Raw genomic sequence first — 24,849 nt, 5'->3', positions numbered from 1 at the left:
CAAAAGCTACAATTGGAATGACCAATAGAATACTTCTCATAACTGAAAAAAATAAATTTTTCAGTCAAGGGGCAAGTATGCCCAAAATACCAGAGTTGTTCTATTGAAAATTCAGTTATTTTATGAATTGGCTACGGTTCTTAATTAAATACCGTTATGTTCAACTAATTTAACAAATTTTATCAAATGGGATTTGTAGCTATGAATATTTCAGGTTTATATTTTTTTCATATAAAAAAGCATGTGCAACTTTCTGTATAAGTGCAACATGCTTGAAAATTAGTCGATTTTAGCTAGCATTTTTATCAATTATCTTGTTATCTATTTCAGAAGCGGCTGACATTCGGAACCATGAGAAAGCAAGAATGACAAAAAGAATAAAGCCCATATAACCGATGATGGGATAAAACAGGGAGACAAGATCCGTAAAACCGGCGAAACTTAGTCCGAGTGCCGCAATTCCTAATAAAGTGATGGTCCACTTAAATTTTGCCGATCCGATGTCCGCAAAGCGAGCCCCCAATGAGTAGAATAAACTGACGGCCGTATTGAAAATCATCCCATATAAAATAATCGAATAAATAATACCGAGAATCGGAGAAAGATCATCGGCTATTTTTAACAATGGCATATCCACCTGGCCGACTACATTTATTTTGGAAAAGATTGTAAAATAACTTACAATAATTAACATACCGATTCCTAAACCGCCAACGAGTCCACCCAGTGTGGCAGTTTTCTCATTCCCTTCATCACCGCCCATAACAATCGTCATCGAGGCTCCGAGAACAATATTCATCGAAACATAGTTTAGAGTGGAAATAAGCCAGTTCGAGACAGCCGGTTTTTGTGTCATGGATAATTCATGTAGCTCCGAAAAACTTAAATCCTTCGTTACAAAGCTATATATAGATAGAAAGATGACGGAAACAATTAAAAATGGTGTAATGCTCCCAATTACTTTTACGATTCGATCGACATTACTCATAACGGAAAGCATGATAAGAATAAGCATAAGGCCGCTTCCGACTATCGGCGTGAACCCAAATTGCTGATGGAGCGTTGACCCACTCCCGGCAATCATGACAACACCAAAACCGAATAAAGCGAAGATAAGAATGTAGTCGATTATTTTACCAAGAAATCTACCGCTGATTTGGTAAATAACATCACTATGTGAAGTGGCGTGCATTTTGCTTCCTAATCTTGTTAATGTCATTCCCATAAAAGAAAATAGAGCACTAGCAAGGATGGCAGCCACAATTCCCATATATCCAAAGCTGACAAAGTACTGTAATATCTCTTGACCGGAAGCAAAACCGGCACCAATGATAATCCCGATAAATGCACTGGCCATTTGTAAAACCTTTTTCATGTTATCCTCCAATTCCATGGTGTAGATATGAAAATCTTTATATCAAAAAAATTTTACTAATGACCATTATAGAACTAAATTTATTTTCTTACCATAATAAGTTTGGAATTGGAAATGAAATTAATTGGAAAAATGGGAAAAATTTTTTCAGCGACTTGGCAAATTAAACGAATAATCATCGCTTTTTTAAAAATTAGGGGAAGTCAGTCTCCCCTAAATATTGTTACCTGTTACCCGTGGCATCCAGTCAAAGGCAACGTTTAAAACAATTTAATCAATTCGTTTACTGCCAAAACAGCGAAAAGAATAATACTTATGGTCAGGATGAAATTAGAAATCAACCCATTACGATCTTCAGTTAGCGGAATATATTTTTTACTATTTAATAAATATAGCAATGTAATAGAGAGAAATGGCATAAATAATGCACCTAAGGCCCCGTAGGCAATAATTAACCCAACCGGCTTTCCGATAAAGTGAAGTAACATTGGCGGAAAGGTTAACCATAGTACATAGAACCGGTAAGCTTTCGTCTCACTTAATTTTTCTTTTGGGATCGTTTGTTTTTTAACAATCCGAATAAAATCCGCAAATAAATAGGAAACCCCATTCCATACACCTAATAGCGAAGTAAAGGATGCCGACCAAAAGCCAAGCAAAAACATCCACCGAAAAGTCGGATTCAATTCATTACCTAAAATGGATGCGAAAGAAACAAGTCCTTGCTCTCCGCTAATGGTAGTATCTGTTCCATAAAGTAAAGCAGCACCAAGAATAAGTAATGAAATGGTAAAAATAGCGGTAACAATATAGGCGATGGCTGAGTCGAATCGGACGGCTTTGATAAAGGAAGGACCGTCCCATTTATTTTCTTGCAGCCAATAGCCGTATGAAGCCATCGTAATTGAACCGCCGACACCGCCGATTAAACCTAATGCGTAAATCAGTGAGCCTTCAGGTAAAGTTGGTATGGCCGTGTCGATGATGTCAGCTAAATCAGGAAGAACGACAATCGCTGAGCCGACAACGGTGATAAACATTAAACCAACCAACCAGTTCATCACATGTTCAAATGTCCTAAATTTCCCCCACCAAATGAGGATGAACCCAACAAGAGAGCTAATGATGGCCCAAACCCATAATGGAAGGAACGGAAATAATGCGGCTAGAGCAAGTGCGCAAGAAGAAGAAGCGGCTGCACCGTAAACAAATCCCCAAATAATCGTATAAATACCAAAGTATCCGGTAGCCCACTTTCCTAGAGCATGCCAGCCATCCAAAATGGTTTTTCCCGTAATTAAATGCCAACGACCCACGCCCTCATTTAAGGCAAATTTAATAAACGCCCCGAGGACAATCGCCCATAGAAAAACTAATCCATAGTTGGACCCGGCAACAAGAGCAGCGACAAGATCCCCGGCTCCGACTCCGGTAGCCGCAACAAGAAGGCCCGGTCCGATAATTGACCACTTTTTGGAAGCGTTTGAGTTTTTATAACCAGGCGGAATAGTGAGATTACTCATTTTTTACCCTCCCCGATAAAAGTTAGATACTTATACATATTTCATCGAGTGGACAGTTATGCAGGAATCCTTTAAAGCGGTTGCTTAATGAGTTTATTCGTAATTTATGTGCCCCAAATCTCACTTTTTTATCCAAAAAGGTTGCTGAGAGGTTTTAAATGAATAATTGTCCAAAAGAAAAATTATATCTTTTGGACAGTTTGAATATGTTTTTTCTAAAATTAAGACTAATAGAGTTCATTTCATGTAACGAGAAACCCGGCTTTCTGCAAATCCCGACAGGCTGCATCCAATTTATCATACGAGTCGGCTTCCAATGTATGCAGATGAATGCCGCCGGTTAAGGTTAATAAATAGGAACTGTTCGTTTCTTTAATTTTTTGAATAAATTGATCTACTTCTTTACGATTGCTCACGCGGATCGATGCGGTCAAATCGCCGTAAACCGGATGCTCGATGATGACATCTTTCACCGAGACCCCATGGTCGACAAGGATGTACAGTTCTTGTTCCGTTTCTTCCGGCGTATGGTTACAAACGATGGTCATTTGTTCAAGCTGCTGACCTTTTTCTTCATGAAGATATATATAGCCTTGGCTCGTCGCAACGACCGGTTCTTTTTTTGCTTTTAAAATAGAAATATCTTGAACAATAATTTGCCGGCTCACATTCGTCATTTTGGCGATTTCGCTGCCGGTTAGCGGAGTTGTAGCTTTTTTTAACAAATCAAGAATAAAGTCTTGTCTTTCTGTAGTGGGCATTTTTTCTTTTTTCATTCCCGTCTTCACTCCTACTTCTGAAAAAATCGATTGGTGATTTCCTTGAATATTTCTGCTGTCCTTATGATATCATCTCTTGTTGTATTTTTTCCAAGAGATAACCGAATAAAAGACATCGCTTCCTCATCAGTGCGGCCAATCGCTTTCATTGTCCGAGACGGGGCTTGCATTCCGACTGAACAAGCACTACCGGTAGAAATGGCGAGACCGTACCGATTACATTCAAGCATTACATACTGTCCTTCCATACCAATGATGCGGAGTCCCAAAATGTTTGGCAGATGGCTGATAGAACTTCCTTCTACCATTATTTTTGCGGCAGGTAAAACGGTTAAATAATTAATTAGTTCTTCACGCAAAGCAGAAAGCCGTTTCCCCTCTTTTTCCATACTTTCGCAAATATCATCGGCGGCTGTAACAAACGAAGCAATCCCGGGAACGTTCACGGTTCCAGGACGAAACCCGGATTCATGGGTCGTTCCCGGAAGTTGCGGGTGCCACTTTAATTTTGGATTGATATAAACGGCCCCGACACCTTTAGGCCCATAAATTTTATGTCCGGAAAGTGATAAGCTGTCAATATTCATCTCTTTCACGTCAATCGGAAGTTTTCCAAATGATTGTACAGCATCACAATGAAAGATAACTTTCTTTTTATGTAAAATTTCTCCAATTTTTTTGACCGGTTGGACCGTACCGATTTCCGAATTTGCATGCTGAATGGAAGCGAGGATCGTTGTTTTCTTAATTGCCTGTTTTAAAACATCCAATGACACCATACCGTATTCGTCGACAGGCAGGTAGGTAACTTCGAATCTATTTTTCTCCAGTTTTTGAAAAAGGTGGTAGATCGATGCATGTTCGCATTTTGTTGTAATTAAGTGATTTCCTTTTTCCTTATGTGCTTCTATAAGCGAGGTAATAGCGAGAATACTAGATTCTGAGCCGCCGCTAGTAAAATAAATCCCATTTTGCTCACAGTTTAATCGTTTTGCCAGCTGCCGGCGACTTGCTTCTAACAGGTTTGCGGCAGTTGAACCGATATCGTGCAGGCTACTCGCATTTCCGTAAAAATTTTTACTTGCTTGGATAAAAACATCCAATGCGTTTTCAGACATAGGTGTTGTTGCGGCATAATCTAAATAAATCATCGTTTTGCTCCTTTATCTCTACGTCCTTTTTTTATCAATAAATTAAATATATATGCCACCTTGAGACCTCAATGGCACAAAGTAAATTCTCATCCATAAAAGCAGAAATTTTTTCAGGCAAACACGAAAAAAATTGCTTGCTATAATGGTAAATCTATGTCATGATATGTGTCAAGACAGGTGTATAAACTAATATATTCGTGCAATTATGAGCAAAACACCAAAGACCGTTTTGGAACAGGAGGGCACGATGATGAGACAATATGATGCCATCATAATCGGTAGCGGGATTGCTGCATTAACTGTTCTGTATCGTTTATATGATCAGATGAATGTTATTGTCTTCACAAAAGCAAATACTTTTTCCAGCAATTCTTATTTAGCACAGGGTGGAGTGGCAGTTGCCATGGATAAAGAGGATCATTGGTCAGAGCATTACCGTGATACAATGGTTGCTGGTATTTATCATAATCATCCGGAGCATTTGGAAGTGCTAACAAAAGAGGCACAAGTATATATAAAAGATTTAATTAAAAGAGGCATGAAATTTGACCGGAATCAAATGGGGGAATTCGATTACGGGCAAGAAGGAGGGCACCTAAAGCGGAGAATCATTCACGCAGGAGGGGATGCAACCGGAAAAGTTTTAACAACTTTTATGTTTGAACAAGTGAAGGACAAAGTTAAGATTATCGAAAATGAGATGGCTATAAACTTAATCACCCATGAAGGCCGTTGTGTCGGGGTGACAACAAAGAATAAGAACGGAGAATTAAATCAATATCTTGCGCCGGCTACCATTGTTGCGACCGGGGGCTGTGGCGGAATTTATGAGTATACATCGAATGCGGAAACAATCACCGGCGACGGGATGGCGATGGCTTATCGGGCCGGGGCAAATCTCACGGATATGGAGTTTGTTCAATTTCATCCGACTGTTTTTTATAAGAACGGGAAAACAATTGGTCTCATTTCCGAAGCTGTACGTGGAGAGGGGGCCTTTTTGCAAAATTCAAAAGGGGAACGGTTTATGGAGACCGTACATGAGCTCAAGGATTTAGCCCCGCGTGACATCGTGGCAAGAGCCATTTTTCGTGAAATCCAAAAAGGGGAACTCGTATATTTAAATATTGCTAATGTAAAAGATTTCAGGAGACGTTTTCCTAATATTTTTCAGATGTGTGTAGAAAACGGAATGGATATTCGGAACGGTTTGTTGCCGGTCATGCCGGGTGCACATTTTATGATGGGCGGAATTCAAACAGATGAACGGGGTCGGACTTCGGTAAAAGGGCTGTATGCTGTTGGAGAGGTGGCATGTACCGGTGTTCATGGTGCCAACCGAATTGCGAGTAACTCATTATTGGAAGGGATTGTTTTCGGAAATCGAACGGCTGAAGGGATACTCAATGACCATTTACCGGTGGTTGTAAGTGGATTTAGAGGGGCAAACTGGGTTAATAAGCAGACGCCGGTTAACTTGCCAACGAAACAGGAAATGAAGGCGAAAATGACAAAATATGCAGGGGTAGAAAGAAGTGCCGAGGGGTTAGAAAAATTAAAAACATGGCTGGAGCAGTATCCTTTTTTACATATAAACCTTGAAAGTTTATCTTTGGAAGAAGTAGAAATTGTAAATATGTTAACGGTCGCTTGGCTGATTGCAACATCGGCTTTGGAACGAAAGGAAAGTCTTGGAAGTCATTTTCGTATTGATTTTCCTGAATCAAAGAAAGTTGGAGAAAGACGAGAAATCATTCGGCAAATTTCTTATGATCAAAAGATTTTGGTGGGGAGTTCGTTGATATGAATCAATTAAAATTGAAACATATGCTTGAGACATTTTTACTGGAAGATCTAGGCGATGGTGATTTAACGAGTGATGCGATTTTTCCTGTGGAGCAAAGGGGACGAGGTGTATTTTTGGCAAAAGAAGTCGGGGTGATTTCCGGTTTAGGGGTAATTGAAGCGGTATATCACTTGTTGGATCCGAAAATGGAAATTATCCGGCATTTTGCAGATGGAGAAACGGTTACACCCGGTGATATAGTCGCGGAAGTATTTGGTCCTGTTCGATATATTTTAACCGGTGAGCGGCTTGTTTTGAACCTACTACAGCGGATGAGCGGGATTGCCACAATGACGAGGAGATGTATCGATATGTTGGCCGACACGACCATTCACATTTGTGATACCCGAAAAACAGCTCCGGGCTTGCGAATGCTTGATAAATATGCAGTGGTGACCGGTGGCGGAAGGAATCATCGGATTGGTCTCTATGATGGAGTGATGATTAAAGACAATCATATCGCATATGCCGGGTCAATTACGAAGGCAGTGCAAGCCGTACGGGAAAAGCTTGGCCATATGGTGAAAGTGGAAGTGGAAACGGAAACAAAGGGTGAAGTGCTTGAAGCGGTATCCGCCGGGGCAGATGTGATCATGTTTGACAATCGCAGACCTGAGGAGATTAAGGAATTTGTCAGACTTGTGCCGGATCATATTATTACGGAAGCATCGGGTAGAATCACATTGGAAAACTTGGCATCTTACCGAGGAACCGGTGTTGATTATATATCCTTAGGATTTTTAACGCATTCGGTAAAAGCGCTTGATATTAGTTTACAAGTGAACGAGGGGGAGAAAAAATGAGTTTATTGGAAATGGCTCAGAAAACTTTATTACCTGAACACTATAAAACGATGGCGGTTGAGGAGATGGAGGTGCGCGTTCGGGAAATTAAAGAGAAAATGGGCGACCGACTGTTTATTCCAGGCCATCACTATCAAAAAGATGAAGTGATTCAATTTGCTGATGCGGTTGGTGATTCTTTGCAGCTTGCCCAAGTATCGGCCAAAAATACGGCAGCGGAATTCGTTGTATTTTGCGGTGTTCATTTTATGGCGGAAACAGCAGATATTTTAACAAGTGATAAGCAAAAAGTGATTTTACCGGATATGCGTGCCGGCTGTTCTTTGGCTGATATGGCAAATATTGAACAAACGGAGCGCGGTTGGAAAGTAATGCAAGAACAGTTTGGCGATACGATTATTCCGTTAACGTACATAAATTCAACAGCGGCGATTAAAGATTTTGTTGGTCGTCAAGGAGGTGCTACGGTTACTTCTTCAAATGCTCGTCGCATGCTTGAGTGGGCGTTTACCCAAAAGGAGCGAGTGTTGTTTTTACCGGATCAACATTTAGGCAGGAATACCGCTTATGATTTGGGTGTGCCGCTTGTTGCGATGGCCGTTTGGGACTCGGTCCGTGAGCAATTTGAATGTGATGGGGATTTGGCTGATGTGAAAATTATTTTATGGAAAGGTCACTGTTCCGTTCATGCGTTGTTTACCGTAGAAAATGTGGAGCAAGTTCGGAAAAACCATCCGGATGCCAAAATTATCGTTCACCCGGAATGCAGCAGGGAAGTAGTCGCACTCGCCGATGATGCCGGCTCAACAAAATATATTATTGAAACGATTAAGGCGTCCGAACCCGGAACAAAATGGGCAGTCGGAACGGAAATGAATCTCGTTAACCGGTTGACACAGCAATTTACCGATAAAGAAGTGTTCTCTTTGAACCCGTATATGTGCGCGTGCATGACGATGAATCGAATTGACCTGCCCCATTTATTATGGGCGTTGGAAACGGTGGAGCAAGGCAAAATCATCAATCAAATTACGGTTGAAGAGGAGATTGCAGAAGGTGCGCGACTTGCCCTTGACCGGATGTTGGCAAGAGGTTGATTCTGGATGGCCGGGAAGAGAATTTCTCCGGCCCTAAATTCTAATTTTTAAACAAACAATGTATTTGGAAAATAGAAATGGATGAAAAAGTATTTTCTCCGGGCCAAATCCTTATTTTTAAGCAAACAATCCACCCGAAAAATAAAAAAGAATGAAAAAACAGTTTCTTCCGGTCCAAAATCTTAATTTTTAAACAAACAATCCATCCGGAAAATAAAAAAGGATGAGAAAACAGTTTCTCCAGCCCCGAATCTTAATTTTTAAGCAAACGATTCAATTTCCTAATGCCTGTTCAATATCTTCCAAAATATCATCTATTGCTTCTAGTCCCACCGATAGACGCATCATGTTGTCTGTAATTCCCATCGACTTTCTTACATCGCTAGGTACTACCGCATGGGTCATTGTCGCCGGGTGTTGAATGAGGGTTTCCGCATCACCAAGACTAACGGCAATCTTAATTAATTTTAGCCGATTCATAAACTCTTGTGCCTCGTCTTTCCCGCCTTGCACTTTAAATGAAACCATTCCGCCGGGAGCCTTCATTTGCTTTTTCATAATTGGATAGTGTGGTGAGTTCGGGTCACCCGGGTAAATGATATCTTCAACAAATGGATGATCTTTTAAATAGTTTGCGAGTTTCCTTGTATTTTCAACATGACGATCCATTCGGACATGTAGCGTTTTTAATCCGCGTAAAAGTAACCACGCATCGAATGGGGCGATGATGCCGCCGATATCTTTTTGAGTAGTCATCCTGATTTTTTGCATATCTTCTTTATTTTTCCCAATGAGAATACCTGCAATCACATCCCCGTGTCCGCTAATATATTTCGTTGCACTATGGATGACATAATCAGCCCCAAGCTCAAGCGGGTTTTGCAAATATGGTGAGCAAAAAGTATTATCGACAATAACGGGAATTCCGTATTTTTTCGCAACGTCAGTTACAAGCCTAATATCGATTAGTTCCATTGTTGGATTTATCGGCGTTTCAATGTAGATACAGCAGGTTTGGTCATGGATGGCTGCCTCAATTTCTTCGGCTGTCTGCATGGGACTGAATGTATGTGTGACACCAAATTTTTTATGAAGCAGGTCAAGCAGCCCGAACGTGCATCCATAAACCCCGCGCGAACATAAAATATGACAGCCGGAATACAGGAAATGGAATAGAACCGCCGACACCGCAGCCATTCCCGACCCGAATGCGAGAGCGGCTTCACCCTTTTCCAATGCCGCCATCCGTTCCTCTAATACACGGACTGTCGGATTACCAAGCCGAGAATAGATGAATCCTTCTTCCTCACCGGTGAATCGCTTTTCTCCTTGTTCGGCAGTGGAAAACGTGAAAGTTGAACTATGAAAAATCGGTGGATTCAAACTATCATGAAAATCCTGTGAAGAATACCCTTTATGGATGAGCATTGTCTCAAATCGCTTTTTCTTATTCATTGAGTCAGCTCCTTTAATAAAATGTAAACGATTACATTAATTAATATACGAAGCCCTAGAATATTATGTGATAAAAAAATTTTACATGAAAGTTAAATGAAAATTTTCTGATTCATATTGACAACGAAAGGATTGAAAAATATAATAGGTTCAGGAACATATGTTTGCTATGCTGGTATTTTATAACACTAGATGATTTAACTTACTGTAGAACTTATTAAAGATTAGTATTAATATAATGGAGGATGAGATGCTATGAATAGAAAAGAATTACAGGAACTTGCTGAAATTCGAATAAAAGAAGCAGAAATTCTCCTTAAAAGCGAGTGCTATGATGGTGCATATATATGGCAGGTTACAGCATTGAATGTGCACTGAAAGCATGGATTGCAAAAAGTACAAAAGAACATGATTTTCCCGATAAAAAGATTGCAGACAAAGTACACACCCATGATTTAGTAAGGTTATTAGGTGTTTTAGATGTGCAAGTTCCGGAAGAAATCAAATTTTACTGGTTTATTGTAAAAGATTGGTCGGAAAAGGCTCGGTATGAAAAGTATTCCATGGTAGAAGCATCAGATTTATTAGCGGCAATTAATGATCCAACTGAGGGGGTATTTAAATGGATAGAAGAACATTGGTAGAAAGCGATTTTACAAATGGCGCACTTTTGGTAGACCAATTAGAACAGAATGATTTTCCTGTTCACTCTGCTTTATGGTTATATGATCCTGACAATGAACGTTGGCGACTAATTATTTCTTCAATAAAATATGATCTGGCAGGTCCGCGAAAAGCTTATGAACATATTGATAAAGTAATAAGGAAAATTGAACAAACCGATCATGAATTTGATATCTCTTTAGAAAACATTACAGTTAAGCGGACGAATGATTCTTTTATAAAAGTCCTTGAAAAAATACAAATAGCACCTAATAAAAAAGGGACTAGATTCACAAGAAGGGCTCTAAATAATTTTTATATCGAGGATGCGTATATCTATAGAGTAGGTGCATAGGTCTATCAGATTATTGTTTTAGCCTAATGCTGAAAAGGCATTCTAAGTAAAACAACCCCTTTGGAAGTACGGGTTAAGGGGTTGTTTCCCATCATGCTGACTTATTTCCTTAATAAAGCCAAGCTTGCTTTATAAATAAGAACTACTGAAAATACTAAAATCGCTAAAATACCAATGAAATTTGTAAATGGGGTAAATGCTGCGAAAACGGTTCCAGAAAGCGGTACTTTAACTAAAGCAAAACCGGCAAGGATTGCAGCAAGAAACAAAAGTACAGGTCGATCCATTTTGTTCCCTCCCCTCACTGCTTTCCAATTATTATATGTACAAGGACCCAAAAATGTGTCAATCCTATAAGGGGAGATGAAAATTTTTACGTCAAAAAACATAGTAACTCATATATTTGACACCAAACTAAATTACCAATCACAGTCCTGTAACATTATCTATAAAGCTGGACTAAAGTTAAGTGTAAACGAATAAATTCCAAGATTCCATATAATTCACGTAAATTGTAATTTGAAATTCTTGTCAAAGTAGATAGGCTTAGTACATCGGGAATGTGTATATGAAAAGGCTCAGTTTTCGTTTGGTATCTGGCATCTTTATCATGGCTTTCACTATGGAATTTTAGTAGAATTTTTCCGTCTACAGCAAACCAATCGTAATAGTAACGATCAATTTGTTGATTTTTTGTTAGGAACTCGCGAATTCTTAAATAAGATCCGTCTATCATTCTAATTGTCTTTCTTTAAATGAAGCCGGTGGATTTTTTGTCTCCATCTCCATCAAGTATATCAATAATAATATCGCCGAACTCTGCTTGTATGATTGCAAAATTTGTTGATTTAATTTAATAAAGACCCTAATCTGTGAAGAAGGTAGCCCCATATTTCAAGGTCCTCTTCTTCTTCCTCACTTTTATTTTCTTTATTCTTTAGGGCTTCATAAGAGGTTTGATATTTTTCTTCAAAGAACTTGACTTCCTTTTGAAGTAGAGTTTTCTCCTCTTTTTCTGTTATTTTATTTTTTTCTAGAGCATACTCCTCGGCGATTTGTTTAATGGTTTTCTGCTGCCCGTTATTCGCAGTCCAAATAGAGGATTCAGGTATTTTTGCATGTTTATTTTTTCCATCACGCTCAACTTTTGAAAATCTGCCCTCTTTAATCCAGTTATTAATTGTTGTTTGGGATACACCAAAAATCCGAGCTAAGTCGCCTGTCTTGTATATAATCTCATCTTGCTGTTCATCAACAGAAATCGTTGCCATATATTTAATAATTTCAGTATAGATTGATTTTACAACACTAGGATCTGCTAAATCATTCTCGTTTATTTCGTTAATATTCAGAGGTATGGTGGTAGGTATTTTTCTCAGGGAATTAATAAGTAATTTAAGAACAACTGGACTTAAGCTTTCATTGTAAGCTACAAAGTTTTCTGCTAACTGATCAGCATTAGACAAAACCGCTTTCTTTTCAAAATACGTAATCATAAAACTCACCTCTCATACCTCTTATTTTAAATGATCATCCAGTAAACTGAAACTAAGTTGAAAGATAAAATAAACTCCCAAAGTCATGTAAATGAAAGGTCAACTATATTTATACTGAGAATATAGAAAACTATATATACATAGTTTTTATCTATACACCTTAATTCTAAACGTTGATTGTAATAACTTTGTAGATTATAATTTTTATGAAAAATCAATCATTTAGTTTGAATTGGATACTACTAATACTGAGGAGGATTGTTTATGGACAGAGACATGTTGCAGGAAAATGACAGCCGGTTTCGAGTTTCCTACTGGATGAAGCGTGAAGTTTTTTATATACATAAAAATATGATGGTAGAAGAAGTTGCTTGGTTAATGCATGATAAAGAGATTGACGTATTACCTGTTGTCGATGAACAACGTAAACCAATCGGGATAGTAACATTACATTCGATTCTTAAGGATGTCTTATTTGAAAGAAAAAAGGATCCTGTTTGGTGCCGCATGGAGAGTCAGCCTGTTTCCGTAGTACATGAAGATGACTCTATTCTAGAAGTGTATCAAATAAATAGTCCATACTTCCTCGTTGTCAATAACGATGACACTTATATAGGATTTTTGACACATGCTGAACTACTAAAAGCACTCGGATCTTACTTGGAAGAATGGAGAGAAACAAGAAATACAGCAGAAATATTGAACATTATTCTCGATAGCGCCTATGAAGGTGTTGCTGTTGTTGATGAAAATGGCATCATTAAACAATTTAATGATGCCTATAGTCGCTTTACCGGAATTAAGAAAGGCGATGCGATTGGTCGACATGTAAAGGAAGTAATTGATAATACGAATTTACATAATACTGTAAAAACGGGAGTACCTGAGCGAGGGGTAATTCAGTATATTAATGGTCAGCCAATGGTGGTCAATCGAATTCCAATTTTTAAAAATGACAAAATTGTTGGTGCAATTGGTATGTTAATTTTTGAAGGGGTGACCGAACTATATCGTATTTATGAACGGTTTCAGGAAAAATCACTCCATCGTAAGGAAGAAAAACCTTATCTGGCTGATCATAATCAAAACGAGTATTCCATGAGTCAGATTATTGGTGAAAGCCAAGCAATAATGCAAGTAAAATATTTAGCAGAAAAAATTGCAAAAACTGAAGCAGGTGTCCTAATTACAGGGGAAAGCGGTACAGGAAAAGAAATGTTTGCTAGAAGCATCCATCAGCTAAGTTCATTTTCCTCAGGACCATTTATCAGTGTGAATTGCGGCGCGATTCCTGAGCAATTATTCGAATCGGAACTGTTTGGCTATGAGGAGGGAGCATTTACAGGTGCAAAAAAAGGTGGCAAGCCGGGGAAATTAGAATTAGCGCAAGACGGAACAATATTTTTAGATGAAATAGGTGAATTGCCATTATTGATGCAGTCGAAATTGTTGCGTGTCATCCAGGAAAGGGAGTATGAACGGGTTGGCGGTGTGAAGAAGTATAAGCTAAATGCCCGGATTATTGCTGCGACAAATCGGGACTTAAAAAAGATGGTAGAAACAGGTGATTTTCGTGAGGACCTATATTACCGAATTAATATCATTGAACTTCAAATACCGCCTTTAAGAGAGCGAACAAATGATATACCGCTTTTAATCAATTATTTTTTAAAAAAGACTTGTACGAAATATGGAATCTTAATGAAGAATATTACACCGGAAGCAATGCACGCTTTTCTTCATTATGAATGGTTTGGAAATATTAGAGAACTAGCTAATACAATTGAAAAACTTGTCATATTAACAGAAGGACCGACAATCGATGTAGTCCATTTACCGAAATATATGAAGGATAAAGAATTGCTTTCAATGGGTTACGCTCAAATCAACAAAAGTTCGATAATAGATGAGTCAAAACATTACAAAATGGAACGGGAAAAAGAAATGATTAGCGAAATGCTGATAAAAACCGGAGGAAATAAAACAAAGGCTGCAAAACTCCTCGGAATTCATCGGACGACTCTGTATCAGAAGCTAAAAAAATATGGATTGTCGTAAAAGTGTAGTAGAAAAACTACATTACTGCAACATTTTGTAGTATTTTTTCTACATATAATAAATTCAAAATATTTCTTTACAATTAGTTCGTTTGTAATTAAACGGATAGTTATCGAGTAAATTATATTTTTTAATAAAACATTCCCAAGTTGGCACACCTTTTGCATATTCAATAAAGTAAGAAAGGAGTGATGATTTTGGAAAATTTTTCTGTATTTCGAACACCTCAAACAATTGTTTATGGTCGTCATGCTTTGAATGAAGTAGCAAAAGAATCAGCATCGAGAGGAACAAAGGCGCTTGTAATAAGTGATCCTATCATGGAAAGTCTCGGCTATGTCAGCAATATCCGGAATGATTTATCGAAAGTCGGTGTAGAAAGTGCAATCTATCTCGGTGTGAAAACAGAACCAACAGATATTTATGTTGAAGAAGCTCTTAATCTATTAAAGAGTGAAAATTGTGATGTTATTATTTCGCTTGGGGGCGGGAGCTGTATTGATACAGCCAAAGCAGTCGCAGTTCTCGCAACGAATGGCGGATACATCGGGGATTATATGGGAGGAAAGACATTGGCAAGTCAAAACCCTGTCCCTCATATTGCTATTCCAACAACGGCCGGTACCGGTTCAGAGGTAACTGATGCAACAATCATAACAAATACAAAAAATAATGTAAAAATGATGATTAAACAACCTGTATTTATGCCTGATGTAGCAATCGTTGATCCAATGTTGACAATCTCCTCGCCAAAATCGGTAACGGCTGCAACCGGTGTAGATGCATTGAGTCATGCCATTGAGGCTTATATTTCAAGACGGGCTCATCCGATGACAGATAAATTGGCACTATCGGCAATGGAGTTGATTGTTGGCAATTTGCTAGCAGCTTATGAAGATGGAAATAATCTTGTGGCAAGAGAGGCAATGTCACTTGGTTCCTTGCAAGCAGGGATGGCTTTTTCCAATGCATCTGTTTGCTTAGTTCACGGGATGTCAAGACCAATCGGAGCTCTTTTCCATGTACCACATGGATTTTCGAATGCAATGCTTTTACCTGCTGTATTGGAGTTTAGTAAAGCGGAATGTATTGGTCGATTGGCTGATCTAGGAAGATATTACGATCCGCAAGCAGAAATAGTATCGAATGAAGAAGCGGCTGAAATTGCTGTATCATCAGTAAAAAAACTTTGCTTAGATTTAAACATCCCGAATTTAAAAGGATGGGGAATTGACCAGCAACAATTTGAAAGCGTTATCAGTAAAATGGCAGAAGATGCGCTAGCAAGCGGGAGTCCACAAAATAACCCTCGGATTCCAAGTAAAGAAGAAATTATGGAACTATATCTTTCGTGCTATACCTACGATTTTGCCAATCATCGTGTGAGTAAATTGAAATAAGATAGAAACGAGAGGGGAAGTTGGGATGGTTTTCATTGGTTTGCTTGGGTTGTTTGCTTCACTCGGTTTATTGGTTTATTTGACAATGAAGGGTATTAATATCATTATTGGAGCCATTATTTGTTCCATTGTTTTAGCAATTTTTGACGGTTTGAGCTTAGAGGTAGCACTTATGGACGATTATATGACTGGTTTTGTTAATTATTTTTCTTCTTGGTTTTTTGTCTTTTTACTAGGTGCTATTTTTGGAAAGTTTATGCAGGAAACAAAGTCTGCCGATAGTATAGCGGCATGGATCAGTCGTCGTTTTGGGGCTAAGCGTGCTGTTTTTGCTGTCGTTGCAGCGGCAGCAATTATGACTTATGGTGGGGTCAGTTTATTTGTCGTCGGTTTTGCCGTTTATCCAATTGCGGTATCTTTATTTCGGGAAGCCAACTTGCCGCACCGATTTATTCCACCGGCGCTTGTATTCGGATCGATTTCTTTTACAATGACTTCACCTGGTTCACCGGAAATTCAAAATATTATTCCAACCGAGTTTTTTGGTACAACACCGACGGCAGGGGGATGGATTGGTGTACTTTGTGCGCTAATTATTATGGTTGCAGGTGGATTATGGCTCGGTTCCATGGTGAATAAAGCATCACAAAATGGGGAAGTGTTTTCACTTCCGAGAGAGTCACCATTAAAAGGATTGGAAGAAACAGCAGCAACCGTTAGTAAAACACAAGGAGAGAAAAAAGATGAAGGGCTTCCGAATATTATCATAGCAATTTTACCACTTGCTCTTGTCATCGTTTTACTGAATGTACTTGGCCAGTTTATGAATCCGACGATTGCATTATTAATTGCGTTAACAGTCGGGATAATTGATGCGTGTGTCACGATGCATAAATTTTTACGTGAATTTTGGCAGTCACTTGCTGTCGGTGCTCAAAATTCACTTGTTGCTCTGGCCAATACTTGTGCTGTTGTTGGTTTTGGAAGTGTAGCAGCAGCGGTACCAGCTTTCGATATTCTTGTTGATAGTCTAGTTAATATGCCTGGACCACCACTACTCGGCTTGGCTGTGGGGGTAACATTGATTTGTGGTATTACCGGCTCAGCATCCGGTGGTTTAGGGATTGCGTTGCCGATTTTAGCACCGATTTATATGAGTCAAGGGTTAGATCCGGGCGCAATGCATCGTATTTCTGCTTTAGCATCCGGCGGTCTTGATTCACTCCCGCACAATGGTTATGTCGTAACAACGATTCGGGCCATTTGTGGTGAAGAGCATAAACGGTCATACAAACCAATCTTTATGTTGAGTGTAGTATTACCGACAATTGTTCTGTCCCTTGCCGTTATCTTATATTCAGTCTTTTAAGTTATAAATATGATAGCAACCAAAAAGATTTTATAACCACTTTGTAGCTAAATATAGCTATGGCAGAGTATCTGTACTATGATACTAGTTTTTAGAAGAGTATGGTTTTGGGCGCTAATCAAAAAACTAATTTTAGATAAATGGAAATCAAAAATAATTAATGGGAGGTTTTTCATTTGACACAAACAGCTGTTAAAACGTTAAAAAATTATATAGGCGGCGAATGGATTGAAGCCACTTCGGAAAAACAGGAGCCTGTTTATAATCCGGCAACCGGTGAAGTTATTGCTTATGTACCAATTTCCGGAGAAAAAGATGTCGAGCGTGCAGTCAGTGTAGCTTTTGAGAAATTCCAAACATGGAAAGAAGTCCCTGTTCCAAAAAGGGCTCGGATATTATTTAAGTATCAACAACTGCTTGTCGACCATTGGGATGAACTGGCGAAACTTATTACAATTGAAAATGGAAAAAATTTTACTGAAGCATATGGAGAAGTACAACGGGGAATTGAAAATGTTGAATTTGCTGCAGGTGCACCATCGTTGATGATAGGTGAACAACTGGCATCGATTGCAACTGACCTTGAATCGGGTGTTTATCGCTATCCGATTGGTGTAATCGGTGGAATCACTCCATTTAATTTTCCAATGATGGTTCCATGTTGGATGTTCCCATTGGCGATTGTGACAGGTAATACGTTTGTGTTAAAACCATCGGAACGGACTCCATTGTTGGCAAATCGTTTAGCAGAACTGTTGGAAGAGGCAGGCTTACCAAAAGGTGTCTTCAATATTGTTCATGGTGCACATGATGTTGTGAACGGTTTATTAGATAATAAAAAGGTCGCTGCAATTTCTTTCGTCGGATCCCAGCCGGTGGCAGAGTATGTGTATAAGCGGGGAACGGAGAATTTAAAACGAGTTCAGGCGTTGGCAGGAGCAAAAAACCATTCAATTGTACTAGCTGACGCAAACTTAGATAATGCGACAACCCAAATTTTAAATGCTGCTTTTGGTTCTGCAGGAGAGCGTTGTATGGCAGCATCGGTCGTTGCAGTAGAAGACTCGATTGCCGATGAATTTATCAAGCTTCTTGTACAAAAAACGAATGAGATTAAAATTGGAAACGGTTTGGATGAAGGTATTTTTCTCGGGCCAGTTATTCGTGAACAGCATAAGGAAAGAACCCTCCAATATATTGAAACAGGTGTTAACGAAGGAGCGATTCTTATCCGTGATGGTCGGAGAGATGAAGCGGCTCAAAGGAAAGGGTACTTCGTCGGGCCAACGATCTTCGATAAGGTAACGAAGGATATGAAAATTTGGCAAGATGAAATATTTGCTCCTGTTCTATCAATTGCCCGTGTAAGCAACTTAGATGAAGCGATTGAACTTGCCAATCAGTCACGATTTGCAAACGGTGCTTGTATTTTTACAAATGATGGTAGAAGTGTGAGGAAATTTAGGGAAAACATTGATGCCGGTATGCTTGGTGTAAACATCGGTGTCCCAGCACCAATGGCGTTTTTCCCCTTCTCAGGTTGGAAAGATTCTTTCTATGGAGACCTCCATGCCAATGGCAAAGACGGACTCCAATTCTACACACGGAAAAAAGTCATTACTACTAGATGGGTATAATCGATGTTTGGGGCTGTCCAGAAAGTCAAAAAATAAACCAATATATATAGGTTGATTGAAGTGAAGGTAGCGGCGACTCCCTCGAAAAATGCTACCTGCATTTTCCTTCGTGCGATGCCAATTCAAGGGAAGCTTATTCAGATTCCTGCGGGAACAGCACACAGATTCGACGAAAGCGTAGCGGCAGTCGAAAAAGTTTTTGTGACGAAAGCGATAGCGACAGTCACATGAGCCGAAGACCCTGCAGGAGCGAGGAAACGAGCGACGAAGCGGCTGAGGCCGTGCCCGCGTCCGCCACCAAAACGAAAATCAACCGAACCTATTCTTTTAGTAATAAAATTTTAGAAGTTGTACTTTTAGGACAGCCACAATGACAATTTAAGCATATTGAAACCTTCAAAGACTGTTGTTCTCCCGCCGGAAGTCAGATTATTTTATTGACATTATCATTAAAAAAGTTATTATAATATTAACAGAGCCCACCACGCCTCTTAACAATGCGGACCAAGGTGGGTCATTTTATTTATTCAAGCGGTTATGTAGAAGAACAACTGCTTTTGTCTTACGGAATGTGCCCATGGATATTGAGATAAGCTCATACTCATAGTTGATGGATAATAACGTTCAATAGTCTGATATCTCGTACAATAAGCTGGATCTTTATCTGCGCAAGAACTCCACCAACCAAATGGTGAAAGATTATTTCAAACAAGTTTGGTGTTAAATTCGTTGTTTCCGAAAGAGTTGAGTTGTCCTGATTCCTTCTAATTGGAAACCTGTTGGAATCTACATTGAGTCCAAGAAAAACAGTAATGATATGGGCATTCGCACGCACAAATACACAAAACCATTTTCATCCGCTCTTGTGCAGCCTGACGCTACATGTAGGATTGTAGCGGGAAATAGTATCTTTGTTTTTGTGGCATATCATGGCTACCACCCAAAAAGCCCATAATTCAAAAAAACTAACACTCAAGGCATAAAATATTGTCTCTAGATAAATATAGCTAACACAAAATTTGCCCAAATCTTTTCCATAAAGCCTTTTTGGGTGCTAATCATATCGAATAATAGAACTGGACTACAGGAATTTTCAGGAATTAAAACAGGAGTCATTTTTTATAATTTACAATATTTTCCTGGAAACCCCGAATTTTTAGCTTCTTATGAGGAGTAGTCAATTATGTTCTTAAGGCTGCCAAAACATTGATTCACCATAAATTTTTTAAAAATTGAATTTTACTTTTATCAATCGGTTGGCAAAAGTCGCCGTCTACCCGAACCCCTGAACCTATATGGTATTCGTTTGCATGGATCTGAGCGTCAAGGTCGGCAATATTTTCCGGCGTGACTCCTGCACCAACTAAAATCTCCGGTCCGTTAATTTCCTGGGATAATGTTACAAGTTTTTTAAGCATGTTGGAACCTTCCAAGGCTATTGGTCTTCCTCCAGAAGTTAACACCCGTTTCACATTCTTTTTATATTTTGATAAAATTTTATAGGCTTCAATTTGCGAAGAAACGGAATCAAAGGCACGATGAAAGGTAATGTCTAAATCAGGTACAAGCTCAATTACTTTCAAAAGTAAGCTTTCATCAATTGCTCCGGTTGGCGTAATACAACCAAAGACAATCCGATTGCCTCCAAGGCTGTTAATCACTAAAATATCCTCTTTTATCGTATTCCAATCGTTTTGATCATACACGAAACTATAACTATGTGGCCTCACCATGATTTGGACCGGAATTTCTGCATGCGCCAAGACATTTTTTATTGTTCCGTAACTTGGGGTTAGACCACCTTCTTTCATTGCACTGACAAGTTCTACCCTGTCAACCCCAAGTTCTTCAGCTTGTAGTGTGTCTCTTACATTCATTGTTATTACTTCAATCTTTTTCATTGTCCGTCCCTCTTTTTGTTGGAGTATTTGATTAGGTCTTACTTTTTTGTCCTTTAAAAGTATATAAATTTTTAGCAAAGATGAATTTCGACGTGGCGGGAAAATTTAAGAATTAAGTATAAGTATAACAAATTAATTTATATGTATGAGACACTTTTTCTTGTTTTTCCACTAAAATTGTCCCATACAGCCATTCTATGAGACATTTTTGTTTCAATTTTTGCCAAATTTGTCCCATAAAACGCGGTTCGGGCAATCATAAGTCAATTCATCTCATATTTTCTGCCGTTTTTTCCCTACTTTAAAAAAATTTCCAGCAAAGAAGCAAATTGGCTTGTTGCAGTAAATTTCCCAATGATATTGAAACATGATAAACCCTACATTCCAAAATGAAACGTTTACAGGGGCTGTTACTTTAAATTGTGAAACTTATCCTTTAATTATTTGATCCTACCTCCACGTGATAAGACATACACTCATTTACTCAGATTCACTAGCTTCCACGAACCTTTTATCCACATTTTTGAACATACATTTAGAGATAAAATCTCATATTATCTATATTAATACGTTCGAGGACGGTCAATAACAGGAATGAGCATTGTGATCTTTTTTTTTGGAGAGTTTTACATTTCAATTTTACGGTTAGCGAATGGCCCCCAAACAGATGTACAGTTGTTAACTCATCATTCAATGGTTTAATATCACAAATTTGTGAATTGATAAGCCAAATTTTCCCTCTTTGATCCAATGTTTTGCAGGGAATTAGTATAATTCCGGGCTCTAGAGAGTAGACAACAGGAACATTTTTCTTTTCTTTCAAAATAAACCGGGCACCATTCCTCGCTCCATTTAGATCAAATCCTCTAAAAATATAAGAGTCTTCTACGATTTTATTTGGCGGCTTCATGACCAGAAATTTTTGTTCCCCTTCAATAACCATAGAATATTCATTTCCATAATTATCAAAATCTGACAGAATGGCACATGTATCCCCGTTTATCAAATAATCTTCTTTCAACATTCTACATTTCCCCCTTTTCCAAACAAATTACTTAATTTTAGAAGGTTTAAAAGAATGATTATTTTGTTTTTTTGCACTGGGAATGCTTTCCAAAAAACAATTCGATGGTTGAATGGCCATATTTTGTATTCAGAATTTGAAAAATAAACGAAAATAGTGTTAAAATATGAATAAAAATTATAAAAATTCTGTTAGTGTATTAATTTCGACAATTTAGGACAAAATTCCTTCTTTTTGAGTATGTTTTTTAAAAAATAAGGATATTTTTCCTATTTTCCTTTTTCTCACCTTAACGGGCAGTAAAATCTCAACCCTCAAGATTTTCGAGTTTACAAAGAAGATAGGTGGGACGGACAACGTAAAGATCCGATTGCTTCAATTAACCAAAAGCGCCAGGCACTTCATCCACATGGCCCCATAGGTGGAAGTTTCACTTTATCCCGCACAAACGGTCACTAAATCTTCCTCCAGTAGCTTAAGTTAAATCAAAGATGTAAAGGAGGAAGATAAGTGTCCGTAAGTGCCCGATTGGTTCAACTAACCATCAGCGAGAAAAAACCCCACTGATGGAAGTTTCACTTTATGAGCATTTTTGTTTTAAAGAAGCTCCAAATCGCAATGATGAGTCCTCCTAATGAATCTGTAATCAAATCGGTCATAGTGTCAAGGTTTCCCCCACCTTGAAGTCCCATTTCAAACAAATTGTCCATCGTAAATTCATATATTTCCCAAAGAACACCGCCAAATACAGCAAACGATAAAATAAACAGGGATACAAACCAAGGTGAAAGATGACTGATATGATCCTTTCTTAATAACCTTTTATAGAGGTCAAACCCAAAAATTGCGATTAAAATACCGCTAATGAGATGCATAAAACTATCCCACCAGCCGTTACGGTAAAATCCTTGAAGAGAACCAAGAAATTGCGATCCGAAAAGAAATACGAGATAAAAAATAATTATCGGCAAACTTAATTCAAATTTTGTCAATAAAATAATTAAGAGTGGAATGAGACCGCAAGCAACTCCGCCAAGTGCAATAAGTGCATCGGAGTCATTATCTTTCAAAAAAAGTTGAACAGCAACGAATGCCATAAAGACGACATATAGAACACATAAAAAAATGGATACTTTCTTTCTCATAAGGGACAGCTCCTTGTTATTTGCATGGATACAAATTTCCCTTTTTAGGATTTGCAACTTTAGCTGGATAATTCCAATAGTAATGTTCAAACAGATTTCCATAATTATATTCCTAGAATTAACTATGATACAATTATGACAAAATATGAAGGAAAGGGAAAGGATATGAAAACATTATTGATTGTTTCTCATCCTGATTTAATCAATTCGGGTAGTCAACAATATTTTTTAAGCTCACTGAAGGGGAATGATAAAATAACTGTTCATCATTTAGAGACTCAATATCCTGATGGAAAAATTGATGTTGCTAAAGAACAAGCTTTACTACGAGAGCATGATCGAATTATTTTTCAATTCCCCTTCTATTGGTATAGCTCGCCGCCGTTGTTAAAACAGTGGCAAGATGTTGTGTTGGAGGCGGGATTTGCTTATGGAAAAAGAGGAAACGCACTTTACGGTAAAGAATTTGGCTTGGTGTTAATGATTGGTGTCGCAGAACGTGAATATCAAGCCGGTGGTACAGAACTATTTAGTATTAATGAATTAACAAAACCATTCCAAGCAATGGCTCACAAAACCGGCATGATCTATTTGAGACCACTTACAATCTTCCAATTCGGTTACTTGGAAGAAGACCAAAAAATGGATTTATTGATTAAATATTGGCAGTTATTGACAATGGAAAATGATTTTAGTCTAACTACAAGGGAAAAATGGCTGATTGCCATGTTGAAAAATTTTATAGATCAAAATTCGGACTCACCAAATGCCCGAATTTTTACATATGCCGTGGATTTAATTGAAGAAAACCGCAATACAATTGATGGATTAAAAATGGTGTTTGATGATATGTATGATTGACCGTTGTAGAAGTGGAGAATGGAAGCTTCATTTTTTGAAAACCATTATGTTATGGGAGGATAAAATGGAAAAACAAGAGTGGCTGTTTAAGCAACTGCAGGAAATTTATAATCAAAGTACAGATTTTAATGAAGTGGTATTGATAAAGGCCATACAAAACATTATTAATGAACAAACAAAACGGATTGAGCAAATGGAAGGTGAATTAGAAGGTACACTTTGGAGTCCTCGAAAATGGGGTGAATAGAAGCATGGAAAAATTTGCGGTAAAATTATAAAAATTGGTTGACTTTCTATTCTTAATCAGATATCCTAATTATAGAACAAATGTTTGTTGTATATCAATGGTATACAATGCAAACAACTGTGGAACTTTTCCACGGACATACTACTATCATCCTTGATTCGTAACCAAAGTATTATTTAGAAAAATTGTATGAAGGGTTAGTGGGGTGGAGATTACATGGAAGAGTTATTAAAACAAATGATGTCTGAGATGGTTGCATTAAGAAATGAAATGAATAGCCGTTTCGATGGGGTCGACAAACGCTTTGATGATGTGGATGGTCGTCTGAACAGCATGGACAAACGCTTTGATGATGTGGATGGTCGTCTAGGCGGTATGGATAAACGGTTTGACGATGTGGATAGCCGTCTGAACAGCATGGACAAACGCTTTGATAATATGGATGGCCGTCTAGACGGTATGGATAAACGGTTTGATGATGTGGATGGCCGTCTGAATAGCATGGATAAACGGTTTGATGATGTGGATGGTCGTCTGAACAGCATGGACAAACGATTTGATAAAGTCGATGGCCGTCTGAATAGCATAGATAAACGGTTTGATGATGTGGATGGCCGTCTAGACGGTATGGATAAACGGTTTGACGATGTGGATAGCCGTC

General features: G+C 38.4%; 24 protein-coding genes. 13 read left to right on the top strand and 11 right to left on the bottom strand.

All coding sequences use genetic code 11. The features are described 5' to 3' along the window. Positions 1 to 289: 289 nt before the first annotated feature. From BT1A1_RS15160 to BT1A1_RS15145, 4 genes are all read right to left on the bottom strand, one after another. The gene (locus tag BT1A1_RS15160; RefSeq protein WP_034772828.1) at positions 290 to 1,375 is read right to left on the bottom strand and encodes a YkvI family membrane protein; all 1,086 of its coding nucleotides are present in this window, start codon (positions 1,373 to 1,375) and stop codon (positions 290 to 292) included. Between the two features lie 260 nt (positions 1,376 to 1,635). Then, positions 1,636 to 2,898 carry an Nramp family divalent metal transporter gene (locus BT1A1_RS15155; RefSeq protein WP_043988688.1) on the bottom strand — a complete coding sequence of 421 codons (1,263 nt, stop codon included), beginning with the start codon at positions 2,896 to 2,898 and terminating at the stop codon, positions 1,636 to 1,638. Between the two features lie 242 nt (positions 2,899 to 3,140). Continuing rightward, entirely contained in the window at positions 3,141 to 3,674 is a 534-nt protein-coding gene (locus BT1A1_RS15150; protein WP_034772826.1) for a transcription repressor NadR, read from the bottom strand. 14 nt (positions 3,675 to 3,688) lie between these two features. Beyond that, the gene (locus BT1A1_RS15145; protein ID WP_034772824.1) at positions 3,689 to 4,828 is read right to left on the bottom strand and encodes an IscS subfamily cysteine desulfurase; all 1,140 of its coding nucleotides are present in this window, start codon (positions 4,826 to 4,828) and stop codon (positions 3,689 to 3,691) included. Between the two features lie 253 nt (positions 4,829 to 5,081). Here BT1A1_RS15145 and nadB point away from each other — a divergent pair, with 253 nt between their 5' ends. The 3 genes from nadB to nadA are packed head-to-tail and all read left to right on the top strand — an operon-like array spanning position 5,082 to position 8,577. Next, positions 5,082 to 6,638 (top strand): L-aspartate oxidase, encoded by a 1,557-nt coding sequence (nadB, locus tag BT1A1_RS15140; RefSeq protein ID WP_034772821.1) that lies wholly within the window; start codon positions 5,082 to 5,084, stop codon positions 6,636 to 6,638. Then, positions 6,635 to 7,480 (top strand): carboxylating nicotinate-nucleotide diphosphorylase, encoded by an 846-nt coding sequence (gene nadC, locus BT1A1_RS15135; RefSeq protein ID WP_034772818.1) that lies wholly within the window; start codon positions 6,635 to 6,637, stop codon positions 7,478 to 7,480. The genes nadB and nadC overlap by 4 nt, the downstream gene beginning before the upstream one ends. Beyond that, on the top strand, positions 7,477 to 8,577 hold the full coding sequence (gene nadA / locus BT1A1_RS15130) for a quinolinate synthase NadA (RefSeq protein WP_034772816.1): 1,101 nt from the start codon (positions 7,477 to 7,479) through the stop codon (positions 8,575 to 8,577). Before nadC ends, nadA begins: the two co-directional genes overlap by 4 nt. A 273-nt stretch (positions 8,578 to 8,850) precedes the next feature. On the opposite strand, the gene megL is transcribed toward nadA, so the two are convergent. Continuing rightward, on the bottom strand, positions 8,851 to 10,032 hold the full coding sequence (gene megL / locus BT1A1_RS15125) for a methionine gamma-lyase (protein ID WP_034772814.1): 1,182 nt from the start codon (positions 10,030 to 10,032) through the stop codon (positions 8,851 to 8,853). Between the two features lie 255 nt (positions 10,033 to 10,287). Between megL and BT1A1_RS19525 the strand changes: the two genes are divergently transcribed. Genes BT1A1_RS19525 through BT1A1_RS15115 form a run of 3 tightly spaced genes read left to right on the top strand, consistent with a single transcriptional unit; the run spans position 10,288 to position 11,050 of the window. Then, positions 10,288 to 10,410 carry a hypothetical protein gene (locus BT1A1_RS19525; protein WP_268753997.1) on the top strand — a complete coding sequence of 41 codons (123 nt, stop codon included), beginning with the start codon at positions 10,288 to 10,290 and terminating at the stop codon, positions 10,408 to 10,410. Beyond that, positions 10,380 to 10,676, top strand: a complete 297-nt coding sequence (locus BT1A1_RS15120) for a HEPN domain-containing protein (RefSeq protein WP_051989175.1) — start codon at positions 10,380 to 10,382, stop codon at positions 10,674 to 10,676. Before BT1A1_RS19525 ends, BT1A1_RS15120 begins: the two co-directional genes overlap by 31 nt. Then, positions 10,655 to 11,050, top strand: a complete 396-nt coding sequence (locus BT1A1_RS15115; protein ID WP_034772811.1) for a hypothetical protein — start codon at positions 10,655 to 10,657, stop codon at positions 11,048 to 11,050. Before BT1A1_RS15120 ends, BT1A1_RS15115 begins: the two co-directional genes overlap by 22 nt. Before the next feature lie 101 nt (positions 11,051 to 11,151). Here BT1A1_RS15115 and BT1A1_RS15110 read toward each other — a convergent pair whose 3' ends face one another. The 3 genes from BT1A1_RS15110 to BT1A1_RS15100 all read right to left on the bottom strand — a co-directional run bounded on the left by BT1A1_RS15110 (position 11,152) and on the right by BT1A1_RS15100 (position 12,546). Next, positions 11,152 to 11,337 carry a hypothetical protein gene (locus BT1A1_RS15110; RefSeq protein ID WP_034772803.1) on the bottom strand — a complete coding sequence of 62 codons (186 nt, stop codon included), beginning with the start codon at positions 11,335 to 11,337 and terminating at the stop codon, positions 11,152 to 11,154. A 155-nt stretch (positions 11,338 to 11,492) separates the two neighbouring features. Further along, a complete protein-coding gene (locus tag BT1A1_RS15105; protein ID WP_051989174.1) occupies positions 11,493 to 11,786 on the bottom strand; it encodes a toxin-antitoxin system TumE family protein in 294 nt (97 codons plus the stop codon). 112 nt (positions 11,787 to 11,898) lie between these two features. Then, a complete protein-coding gene (locus BT1A1_RS15100) occupies positions 11,899 to 12,546 on the bottom strand; it encodes a helix-turn-helix domain-containing protein (protein WP_034772801.1) in 648 nt (215 codons plus the stop codon). A 264-nt stretch (positions 12,547 to 12,810) separates the two neighbouring features. Between BT1A1_RS15100 and BT1A1_RS15095 the strand changes: the two genes are divergently transcribed. The 4 genes from BT1A1_RS15095 (at position 12,811) to BT1A1_RS15080 (ending at position 19,010) form a co-directional block, all read left to right on the top strand. Further along, on the top strand, positions 12,811 to 14,604 hold the full coding sequence (locus tag BT1A1_RS15095; protein ID WP_034772798.1) for a sigma-54-dependent Fis family transcriptional regulator: 1,794 nt from the start codon (positions 12,811 to 12,813) through the stop codon (positions 14,602 to 14,604). A gap of 197 nt (positions 14,605 to 14,801) precedes the next feature. Further along, positions 14,802 to 16,004 carry an iron-containing alcohol dehydrogenase gene (locus BT1A1_RS15090; RefSeq protein WP_034772796.1) on the top strand — a complete coding sequence of 401 codons (1,203 nt, stop codon included), beginning with the start codon at positions 14,802 to 14,804 and terminating at the stop codon, positions 16,002 to 16,004. Between the two features lie 25 nt (positions 16,005 to 16,029). Further along, positions 16,030 to 17,373 (top strand): GntP family permease, encoded by a 1,344-nt coding sequence (locus BT1A1_RS15085; RefSeq protein WP_034772794.1) that lies wholly within the window; start codon positions 16,030 to 16,032, stop codon positions 17,371 to 17,373. A gap of 176 nt (positions 17,374 to 17,549) precedes the next feature. After that, the gene (locus BT1A1_RS15080) at positions 17,550 to 19,010 is read left to right on the top strand and encodes a CoA-acylating methylmalonate-semialdehyde dehydrogenase (RefSeq protein WP_034772792.1); all 1,461 of its coding nucleotides are present in this window, start codon (positions 17,550 to 17,552) and stop codon (positions 19,008 to 19,010) included. Positions 19,011 to 20,221: 1,211 nt separating this feature from the next. Here BT1A1_RS15080 and BT1A1_RS15075 read toward each other — a convergent pair. From BT1A1_RS15075 to BT1A1_RS15065, 3 genes are all read right to left on the bottom strand, one after another. Next, the gene (locus BT1A1_RS15075; protein WP_034772789.1) at positions 20,222 to 20,911 is read right to left on the bottom strand and encodes a copper homeostasis protein CutC; all 690 of its coding nucleotides are present in this window, start codon (positions 20,909 to 20,911) and stop codon (positions 20,222 to 20,224) included. A gap of 535 nt (positions 20,912 to 21,446) precedes the next feature. Then, positions 21,447 to 21,935 carry a competence protein ComK gene (locus BT1A1_RS15070; protein ID WP_034772787.1) on the bottom strand — a complete coding sequence of 163 codons (489 nt, stop codon included), beginning with the start codon at positions 21,933 to 21,935 and terminating at the stop codon, positions 21,447 to 21,449. Positions 21,936 to 22,510: 575 nt separating this feature from the next. After that, positions 22,511 to 23,080: a DUF2238 domain-containing protein gene (locus BT1A1_RS15065; protein WP_034772784.1), complete on the bottom strand. Its 570-nt coding sequence runs from the start codon at positions 23,078 to 23,080 to the stop codon at positions 22,511 to 22,513. 165 nt (positions 23,081 to 23,245) lie between these two features. Between BT1A1_RS15065 and BT1A1_RS15060 the strand changes: the two genes are divergently transcribed. The 3 genes from BT1A1_RS15060 to BT1A1_RS15050 form a co-directional block, all read left to right on the top strand. Next, positions 23,246 to 23,941, top strand: coding sequence for an NAD(P)H-dependent oxidoreductase (locus BT1A1_RS15060; RefSeq protein WP_034772835.1), 696 nt, complete (start codon positions 23,246 to 23,248; stop codon positions 23,939 to 23,941). Between the two features lie 64 nt (positions 23,942 to 24,005). After that, positions 24,006 to 24,188 carry a hypothetical protein gene (locus BT1A1_RS15055; protein ID WP_034772833.1) on the top strand — a complete coding sequence of 61 codons (183 nt, stop codon included), beginning with the start codon at positions 24,006 to 24,008 and terminating at the stop codon, positions 24,186 to 24,188. A gap of 216 nt (positions 24,189 to 24,404) precedes the next feature. Beyond that, positions 24,405 to 24,849: hypothetical protein (locus BT1A1_RS15050; protein WP_051989173.1), on the top strand; the 445-nt coding region annotated here is incomplete at its 3' end.

Origin of the sequence: Caldibacillus thermoamylovorans (genome assembly GCF_000751775.1) — a bacterium.
Classification (GTDB): domain Bacteria; phylum Bacillota; class Bacilli; order Bacillales; family Caldibacillaceae; genus Caldifermentibacillus; species Caldifermentibacillus hisashii.
This window is presented reverse-complemented; position numbering and strand designations above follow the sequence as displayed.